Source organism: Vreelandella salicampi, assembly GCF_013415105.1.
In the GTDB taxonomy this organism is placed as follows: Bacteria; Pseudomonadota; Gammaproteobacteria; order Pseudomonadales; family Halomonadaceae; genus Vreelandella; species Vreelandella salicampi.
The window spans coordinates 210,070-218,422 of record NZ_JACCDF010000004.1 but is presented as its reverse complement, the minus strand read 5'-3'; the positions used below and the strand labels follow the sequence as shown (position 1 = coordinate 218,422).

Below are 8,353 nucleotides of genomic sequence, written 5' to 3'. Positions count from 1 at the left end.
CAGTAGTGAAACCGCTCAGCGCCGATGGTAGTGTGGGGTCTCCCCATGCGAGAGTAGGTCATCGTCAGGCACTTATCCGAAAAATCCCCCCGGGCTTATGCCCGGGGGGATTTTTTTTGCGTGATGGGACACTGGTGTATCGTGCGTGGTAAAGGGTGAGTCGTGAGTGGTGAAACACGTGGGTAGCCGCTACGCTAAAAAGGCGATGCTAAAATAGTTAACCTGGGAGGGGAAATGAGCATACAACTGCTAAGAAGATTAATGATGGCAGCTTTGGTTGCCATGTTAGTGAGTGGCTTAGCCGCCTGCGGAAACGATGACGATCAAGGCCCAGCTGAGGAGGCGGGTGAGAGCGTTGATGAAAGCATGGAAAGCGCAGGGGAAAGTATGGAAGAGATGGGAGAGAATATCGAAGAGTCAGCGGAAGAGTAACCGTTGTGCACTGATGATGAAGTCAAGACAACCGCTATATAGCATAGCGGCTATTTTGACATTGGCTCCTGCCGGGGCATTCAACCTCTATTGCCGCCTCCTGCGGTTTCTGCAGACTCGAACGCTTCATTAAAACTTAACACGCTGGCAAGCGGCATAATAAAAAGACGGTCGCACCATAGAGTGAGCCCTAAGAGACGTGTCGGGAAAACTTGGGGCGCGCTATTTTAGCGCTTATGCTAGACAAGTGTGTGACTTCCTATAAAGACAATAATGAGGTGTAAGCGTGCGTTTACAGCGTGAAAAGAGTCTACTGCTGATGGTCGACTTTCAAGCCGGATTGCTGCCAGTGATTGATGGCGGTACGCAGGCCATAAAAGAAGCGAGCTGGCTCGGTGGTGTTGCACAGTTACTGGAGGTGCCGGTTTGGCTTACCGAGCAGAACCCGGAAAAACTGGGTGGCACGGCGCCGCAGCTACTGGAGCAGCTTAGGGAGCCTCGTGTGTGGCAGAAGGTGCACTTCAGCGTGATGGAAGAGCCCGAATTTCGCGATGCATTAGCGGCCACCGGCAAAACGCAGATTGTGCTATGCGGAACCGAAGCGCATATTTGTGTCATGCAAACAGGGCTTGGTTTGCTCGAAGCAGGTTATGAGCTCTACTGGCTCACCGAAGCGGCGGCGAGTCGACGGCAGCGCGAAGCACAGCTAGCGCGTGAACGTGCCTGTGCCAACGGAGCGGTGGCGGTTTCGGCGGATATGGTCGCGTATGAATGGCTGCACCGCTGCGATACCGAGACGTTCAAACAGACGCACCGGCAATTTCTGAAGCCTCGCTCGGCGCGCCCGGTCGCGTTTAATTAGAACTTACACGGGGCGGTCGGTTTCCCGGCGGACGAAGACAAGGGCGTCGCCTTCGGATGAGGCAGGGTCGAAACGGTATCCCGCCACATCAAAAGCTTTCAGCCCTTCCGGGTCGTTGAGCTTTTGACGGACGATCCAGGCACTCATGAGGCCACGGGCTTTTTTGGCATAGAAACTGATGATCTTCACTTTGCCATTCTTCTCATCTTTGAACACCGGTGTGATCACACGGGCATCGAGTTTTTTCGTGTCTACCGCCTTGAAATACTCGTTCGAGGCGAGGTTGACGAGCACTTTAGAACCACTTGCCACGATGGTCTCGTTCAGGGCATCGGTCAGCATGGGTTTCCAATAAGCGTAAAGATCTTTGCCCTCTGGGTTAGGCAGTTTAGTACCCATTTCCAAGCGGTAGGCCTGAATCAGATCCAGCGGGCGCAGCAGCCCGTATAGCCCCGAGAGAATACGTAAGTGCTTCTGAGCGAAGCGGTTCTCCTCTTCGCTGAAGGTATCCGCTTCCAGTCCGGTATACACATCACCCTGAAAAGCCTGCGCCGCCGGTTTGGCCGTTTCAAGCGTGAAAGGTGGCTGCCACTCGGCAAAACGCGCCGCGTTTAGCCCCGCGAGCTTATCGCTAATGCCCATCAGCTCACTCAGTTGCTGCGGCGAGTAACCGCGCAAAATGTCGATGAGCGCTTGGCTTTGAGGCAAAAAATCTGGTTGGGTCACTTGGTCGGTGGTTGCCGGTGTTTCAAAATCCAGCGTTTTGGCGGGAGATATCACGCTTAGCATGGCGTACTCCTGAGTCTGTGTTAGACGCCTGTTGAATCGCACCAATATACCAAACCCCGGCGATTACCGGGGCTATGGGGTTGATAGTCGGGGCTGAGCGAATGTTATGGGCAAGGGTTAGGCATGCGCCGGTGGATGGCGTCGATTGCCTCAAGCACGTCGTCGTCGAGTTTTACGCTTTCGCTTGCGAGGTTGGTCTCCAGCTGCTCCATAGTGGTGGCGCCGATGATATTGCTGGTCAAAAAGCTGCGTGAGTTCACAAACGCCAACGCCATCTGGGCCGGGTCAAGGTCGTGCTCGTGGGCCAAATCAACATAAGCTTGGGTGGCGGCTTCCGCTTCGGGGGAGGTGTAACGCTTAAAGCGCTCAAAAAGGGTTAAGCGCCCATTGGGTGGCTTGGCACCGTTGAGGTATTTGCCCGAAAGCACACCAAAACCAAGCGGTGAATACGCGAGCAAGCCGACATCCTCACGCTGTGCGACTTCCGCAAGTCCCACCTCAAAACTGCGATTGAGCAGATTATACGGATTTTGCACTGACGCGACGCGCGGTAGACCCAGGCGATCAGCGAGCTCAAGCGATTTCATCACGCCCCATGGCGTGTCGTTGGAAAGGCCAATGGCACGTACTTTGCCCGCATCCACCAACTCTTTTAGCGCGGAGAGCGTCTCTTCTAGCGGCGTAGCGTCTTCATCCTCGTTATGGACATAGCCGAGCTTGCCGAAGAAGTTGGTGTTGCGATCCGGCCAGTGGAGTTGGTAGAGATCGACGTAATCGGTCTGAAGCCGTTTAAGGCTGTCATCAATGGCTTGGTGAAGATGATCACGGGTCAGTCGGGGGCCGCCACGAACGTGGTCTAAGCCCGGCCCAGAGGCTTTGCTGGCAATAATGACATCGTCGCGGGCGCCGCGCTGCTTGAGCCACGTGCCGATATAGCGCTCGGTCAGCCCCTGGGTTTCCGCCTTAGGCGGTACCGGGTACATTTCGGCAGTGTCGATAAAATTGATACCGAACGCGACGGCGCGATCAAGTTGCTCATGGGCATCGGCCTCGCTGTTTTGCTCGCCAAACGTCATGGTGCCTAAACAGAGCCTGCTGACTTCCATGCCCGTTCTACCAAGGGGTCGCGTCTGCATCGTGCTCTCCTTTTTGAGATCAAATCATCATCGATGAGGGGCATGTTAGCGAGGCCCCAGCAAAGCAGCAAATCCTTGGGGTTGAGTCAACGCCACGGCAGGCGTATGCTTGCCAGCCCATCCAGCCTGCATAGGCTGGATTCTTTAGGGTTAGGCTGCTGATCATCATTTGTGTAGCGGCCTTTCCGAGGTTAACTCATCAGCCAAGGTGGTCTGCCATGCCAGAGGCATCATCTTTGTTTACTCGGCTTGAATACCGCGTTGCTGACCGGTTATTTCATACCCGTTGGCTACTCCCGCGTTCGCCACGCACTCAGCGCCTTACCCTGCGCTTGTTTAAGCGCTGTGCAGAGGCGGGGCACCCCGATGCGCTCTCTGTTTACGGGCACATGCTGTTTCATCGCAGCTCATCACCCCAGGATAAAGCACGAGGCGCCCGCTATGTAGTGGAAGCGGCACATGCGGGTGACTTAAAAGCGCAGTATCAGGTTGCAAAGATTTATGAGCACGGTTGCGCGCAGTACCCGCGCCGAGACGAGTACGCCGTCACGTGGTACGCTCGAGCCGCAGAAGCTGGCCACTACCTTGCTGCCGAACGACTTGCGCGCGCCTACCGCCAGGGTGAATTAGGCTTAGCCTTGGATACTGAACAAGCCGCATTTTGGCAAGACCTAGCCGATCAACGCGCCACACTGCAAGCGCCCGCGACGGCTTAGCTTAGCGTGCATGTGCGCCTTTAACCGACTACGACCAAGCGACGTGTTTTGACCAGACGACGTGTTACCTGGGGAAGCCTGTGCCCGAAACGCTACCGACAGTGCTAGATATTGAAGCGTCCGGGTTCGGGCGTGGCAGCTATCCGATCGAGGTGGGTATCGCCCGTGCGGATGGCAGCTGTTGTGCGTTTTTGATCCAGCCGCTGGAGGAGTGGACGCATTGGGACCCCAAAGCAGAGCTTCTTCACGGCATCTCGCGTGACCGATTACAGCGCGAAGGGTATCCGGTACGCCAAGTGGCGCTCTGGATCAACGATGAGCTTAGCTCGGTGGGTAAGGCGTACAGCGATAGCTGGGGATATGACAATACCTGGCTGTCGCTGCTATTTCATCATGCCGGCATTATCCCTGGGTTTCGGTTGGAAGCGCTACGTATTTTGCTGAATGAGGCCCAGCTTGGCCTTTGGAGCGATACGAAAGAAGCAATTATTGGCGAACAAGGTATCCACCGTCACCGTGCGAGTGAAGATGCGCGCTTATTACAGCTAACTTTCGCCCGCACCCGAGCGCTGACCAATCCGCACGCCTCCTAATATCTGAACGTCTAGCGCTTGTATCTTTATCAGTCGGCATCTGCGGTAACGGCGAGCAAAATCTTGCCGGTATTGGCGTCTTGCTGCATATAAGCATGGGCTTCATCCACGGCTTGGATCGGCCAGCTGCGGTCGATTTGCGACGTAATCTCGCCATTGGCAATACGCGGCCAAACGTGCTGGTAGAGGGCATCCATGATCTCGCCTTTAGCGGCGACCGATTTTGCGCGCAGAGTTGAGCCGATAAAGCGCTGACGCTTCATTAGCATTCGGCCCATGTCCAAGCTGGCGTTACGTCCGCCCATAATGCCGATTAGCACTAGACGCCCGTCGGCGTTGAGCACCTTTTGGTTATCGGTAAGATAGCTCGCCCCAACCGGGTCAAGAATGACATCCGCACCGCCCCAGGCTTTTACCGCCTCGACAAAGCTGCCGTCGTGACGATTCCAGCCTTCGCTGGCCCCGAGTGTGCGGCAGGCGTCGAGTTTTTCCTGGCTGCCGACCGTGACAAAGCAGGGGTGGCCGAAAGCGTGGCAAAGCTTAATGACCGCCGTGCCAACGCCGCTGGCACCGGCGTGAAGGAGCACGCGCTCATCTTGCTTTAAGGCACCTTCCATAAACAGGTTCAGCCAAGCCGTCGCGAACACCTCCGGCAGCACTGCGCCCTCGCGCAAGCTGATCCCTTCCGGCAGCGGCAGCACTTGGCGCGCATCGACCACGACCTCTTCGGCATAGCCGCCACCGGCTAGCAGCGCGCAAACTTCGTCGCCGGGCTTAAGGTGCGTGACGTTATCGCCGACGTGCGTAATAGTGCCGCTGACTTCGAGCCCCGGGATATTAGTCACGCCGGGCGGTGGCGGGTAGTGCCCCGCACGCTGCATGAGATCTGCGCGATTTATCCCTGCCCAAGCAACCCGTAGGCGGACTTCATCGGCATCTGGCCCGCTCGGCGTGGCAGTTTTCTGCCAGTAGGCGTTCTGATCCACAAACTCTACCGCGTACATAGCACTCTCCCGGTTAACGCATTTTTGACAGGGTCACAGCTGGGCTTCGATAGCGTCAAGCAAGTCGCTGACCCCTTCGGCGTCAAGCAGCATCTCGCGGGTGGCCGTGCCCAGAAAACCATGACTCACCGTGTTATCTAAGAAGGTCAGCAGCGGCGAGTAGAAGTCGTTGATGTTTAAAAGGCCCATCGGCTTGTCGTGCAGGCCCAAATAACCCCAGGTCCAGATTTCAAAAAGTTCTTCAAAGGTGCCGATGCCGCCGGGCAGGGCGATAAACCCATCGGCTTGGGATGCCATGGTGGCTTTGCGCTCGTGCATATCGCGCACGCGAATCAGCTCGGTGAGGCCGAAGTGGGCCTGCTCACGCTCGACGAGGTGGTCGGGCATCACGCCGATAGCCTTGCCGCCTGCGTCTAATACCGCGTTAGCCAGCTCGCCCATAAGGCCAATCCGCGCGCCGCCGTACACTAGCGTGTGGCCGCGTTTGGCAAGCTCCGCGCCGAGTTCAATCGCGGCGTGGCGAAATTCCGGGCTGTTGCCGAGGCGCGAGCCGAGGTAAACGCAAAGTCGTGCCATGCAACGTATCCTTTAACGGTGATTCTGTTGCTGCCCCATTACGGCAGACAGCGGTCAATCTGGTGGGTCTCGTCCATCCACTGTCCAATGGCGTTATGTCGACCTAAGTGATGGGCGTATTGGGTATGCAGGCAGCGCACCTGGTTCCAATTGGTGATGCCGCCGACACCCCGCTCGGTAAGCACGTTTTCATAGCCGCGCTGAATCACATCGGTCTTTTGCGCGTCGCTCATATGCTGCCAACGCTCATCGACGTAGTCGCGATGGCTCTGGTGGTATGCGGCGAGAAAGTCGGCGTCTTCCTGCAGGCGCTGTTCTAACTCTTTGATCACGCCAGCGGCCTCAAGGTGAGAAATGGCCACCTTGAGACGTTCGGAGCTGAGCCAGTAGAGCGTCGGAAAGGGCTTGCCATCGACAATCGGCGCCATGCGAAGTACCAGTGGAGTGCCCTCGCCATCAATGGCGGCGACCGCCTCGATACCGCGCGGGGCGCGGCCAAGCTGTTGGGCAATTATCTCCAGCTCACTTGGGGTAGGCGGGTGGTTGGTACGAATGATCATCGGGTGGCGCTAGTCCTGAACAAATTTGGTGGAACGGCCCACGGCGCGAAAGAAACAGCGGTTGAGCTGTTCGGGTGTGGCGACATAGCCCCAGGTGTTTTCGCAATAGTCGGCCGCGCGGGCGATTAACGCTTCGTAGAGACGATTGAACGGCGCATCATAATCGTAGGGGTCGGCGCCGGACAATCGGATGTGCGGATAATCAGCAAAGCGCTCGATAAAGTAGCGCTCCAAGTCCGCTTCCACGGCTTTATGCTGCTCGGTGTCATCCGGGTCAATCCAGAGGTTGTAGCGGATCGCCATAAGGCTCTCTCCGTTGGCCCTGCGTGGGCATGTTTCACTCAGGTGCGTCGTGAAGGTGTGCTTCAAGTGCCTTACGCAGATCACCTTTAATGGGCATCGCGCACTTGGCCTGATGATCGTATTGTACCAAGACCGTGTGGCCGAGGTTAGCGAGTGTACCGTGCTGGCGCGCTTCTTGCGTTACGGTAAAGGAGCTATTACCTAAGCGCGTCAGGTAGGTCCGTAATTCGATATCGTGGCCGTAAAACAGTTCAGCGCGGTAATCAATCTCCATGCGCGCCATGATTAGTCGCCACTCTTTGGGGTTCAAGTCCGGCGTGAAAAGCCTGAAAAGGTCATTGCGTGCGAGCTCAAACCACGCCGGCAAGCGGGTGTTGTTGATATGCCCTAAGGCGTCAGTATCGTAGAACGCAGGCTCAATGGTACGGGTAAACATCGCGGCTCCTGTTTATATAGACTGTTTTTATAAGCGGGTTTTAAAAACTGTTTTTTATCATTGAGTGGGTATTGCTTTCTCAGCATTCACCCAAGCAAACGCTTGGTCAAGTTTTTGCTCAGACCGCGAGGCGCCGATTGGCCCACCACTGCTGCACACGCATCCACCCCACAAGCCATAGCGTGGCAACGGCAAAACCCGCCAGAGTGCCGGCGGCCAAGCCCCACGGCTCATAGGTGAGCGAAACGCACAGGGTATAGCTTAACAGCGCGCCAAGCCCCATCGGGTAGTGCTTGATCACCGTCGCCGCAGGTGCAGCGCCGTAAGACGCATGCAGAATCAGCAAAAAAGGCAGCATGGTCACCGGGAAAGCCGCCAGCGTGCCCGCCCAGGCAGCGGGCACCACGTGCGCAAGCGCCGTGATGATAAAGATCATCAGCGTGGCAAGCCCGGCGCGAAAGGCAAGCGCCGACCACGAAAATACGCCGCTGGCGTTAACGCGGACTTCCGGTACGCGGCGATAAAGCCAGGTGAAAACGATAATGGCCACGAGGGTGATCAGCGTGCCGCTGACGCGGGTAAACTCAAACTGCGAGAGCACCCCGCCGACCACAAACCATGCCGCTAAGCCGCCCGCGCACCCGGTTAAAACGCCTGTGAGGCCGTCCTGTCGGCCGCAAAGCAAATAGCCGCCACCCAATGCCAGCGTGGCGGTAAAGCCCGCCAGTGTATGCACGGCGCTTTGGGTGGCAAACAGCGGGGAAATTTCCAGTCCGATGAAAAATAGCGCTAACGCCGTGCCAAGCGGATAGCCGGCCAACAGCCCCGCCACCCTCGGGCTCACCCTCACCGCGACGGCACCAAGCCCGAGTACCAACCCAATGGAAACCAACAGCTTAGCCAGCTGCCAAATCAGCGGAACCTCTGTCATGATTTATCCTTATCT

Annotated in this window: 12 protein-coding genes; 4 read left to right on the top strand and 8 right to left on the bottom strand. The window is 56.9% G+C overall.

Going from position 1 to position 8,353, the window contains the following annotated elements; translation table 11 throughout:
- The first annotated feature begins 234 nt into the window (after window positions 1-234).
- Together HZS81_RS07230 and HZS81_RS07225 are read left to right on the top strand one after the other, a co-directional pair.
- Window positions 235-432 (top strand): hypothetical protein, encoded by a 198-nt coding sequence (locus HZS81_RS07230; RefSeq protein WP_179929877.1) that lies wholly within the window; start codon window positions 235-237, stop codon window positions 430-432.
- 286 nt (window positions 433-718) lie between these two features.
- Window positions 719-1,294, top strand: a complete 576-nt coding sequence (locus HZS81_RS07225; RefSeq protein ID WP_179929876.1) for an isochorismatase family protein — start codon at window positions 719-721, stop codon at window positions 1,292-1,294.
- Window positions 1,295-1,297: 3 nt separating this feature from the next.
- Here the strand turns inward: HZS81_RS07225 and yaaA are convergent, their stop codons facing one another.
- Together yaaA and HZS81_RS07215 are read right to left on the bottom strand one after the other, a co-directional pair.
- A complete protein-coding gene (gene yaaA / locus HZS81_RS07220; RefSeq protein WP_179929875.1) occupies window positions 1,298-2,083 on the bottom strand; it encodes a peroxide stress protein YaaA in 786 nt (261 codons plus the stop codon).
- A gap of 104 nt (window positions 2,084-2,187) precedes the next feature.
- Window positions 2,188-3,219 (bottom strand): NADP(H)-dependent aldo-keto reductase, encoded by a 1,032-nt coding sequence (locus HZS81_RS07215; protein ID WP_179929874.1) that lies wholly within the window; start codon window positions 3,217-3,219, stop codon window positions 2,188-2,190.
- 218 nt (window positions 3,220-3,437) lie between these two features.
- On the opposite strand from HZS81_RS07215, the gene HZS81_RS07210 reads away from it, so the two are divergent.
- Together HZS81_RS07210 and HZS81_RS07205 are read left to right on the top strand one after the other, a co-directional pair.
- Window positions 3,438-3,935, top strand: coding sequence for a tetratricopeptide repeat protein (locus HZS81_RS07210; protein WP_179929873.1), 498 nt, complete (start codon window positions 3,438-3,440; stop codon window positions 3,933-3,935).
- A gap of 80 nt (window positions 3,936-4,015) precedes the next feature.
- On the top strand, window positions 4,016-4,528 hold the full coding sequence (locus HZS81_RS07205) for a hypothetical protein (protein WP_179929872.1): 513 nt from the start codon (window positions 4,016-4,018) through the stop codon (window positions 4,526-4,528).
- A 29-nt stretch (window positions 4,529-4,557) separates the two neighbouring features.
- Here the strand turns inward: HZS81_RS07205 and HZS81_RS07200 are convergent, their stop codons facing one another.
- From HZS81_RS07200 to HZS81_RS07175, 6 genes are all read right to left on the bottom strand, one after another.
- Entirely contained in the window at window positions 4,558-5,532 is a 975-nt protein-coding gene (locus HZS81_RS07200; RefSeq protein WP_179929871.1) for an NAD(P)H-quinone oxidoreductase, read from the bottom strand.
- Between the two features lie 33 nt (window positions 5,533-5,565).
- The gene (locus HZS81_RS07195) at window positions 5,566-6,108 is read right to left on the bottom strand and encodes an LOG family protein (protein ID WP_179929870.1); all 543 of its coding nucleotides are present in this window, start codon (window positions 6,106-6,108) and stop codon (window positions 5,566-5,568) included.
- Window positions 6,109-6,146: 38 nt separating this feature from the next.
- Window positions 6,147-6,668, bottom strand: a complete 522-nt coding sequence (locus HZS81_RS07190) for a DUF501 domain-containing protein (RefSeq protein ID WP_179929869.1) — start codon at window positions 6,666-6,668, stop codon at window positions 6,147-6,149.
- 9 nt (window positions 6,669-6,677) lie between these two features.
- Entirely contained in the window at window positions 6,678-6,971 is a 294-nt protein-coding gene (locus HZS81_RS07185; protein WP_179929868.1) for a hypothetical protein, read from the bottom strand.
- Between the two features lie 34 nt (window positions 6,972-7,005).
- Window positions 7,006-7,407, bottom strand: a complete 402-nt coding sequence (locus HZS81_RS07180; protein ID WP_179929867.1) for an acyl-CoA thioesterase — start codon at window positions 7,405-7,407, stop codon at window positions 7,006-7,008.
- A 118-nt stretch (window positions 7,408-7,525) separates the two neighbouring features.
- The gene (locus HZS81_RS07175; RefSeq protein ID WP_179929866.1) at window positions 7,526-8,338 is read right to left on the bottom strand and encodes a hypothetical protein; all 813 of its coding nucleotides are present in this window, start codon (window positions 8,336-8,338) and stop codon (window positions 7,526-7,528) included.
- Window positions 8,339-8,353 lie beyond the last annotated feature (15 nt).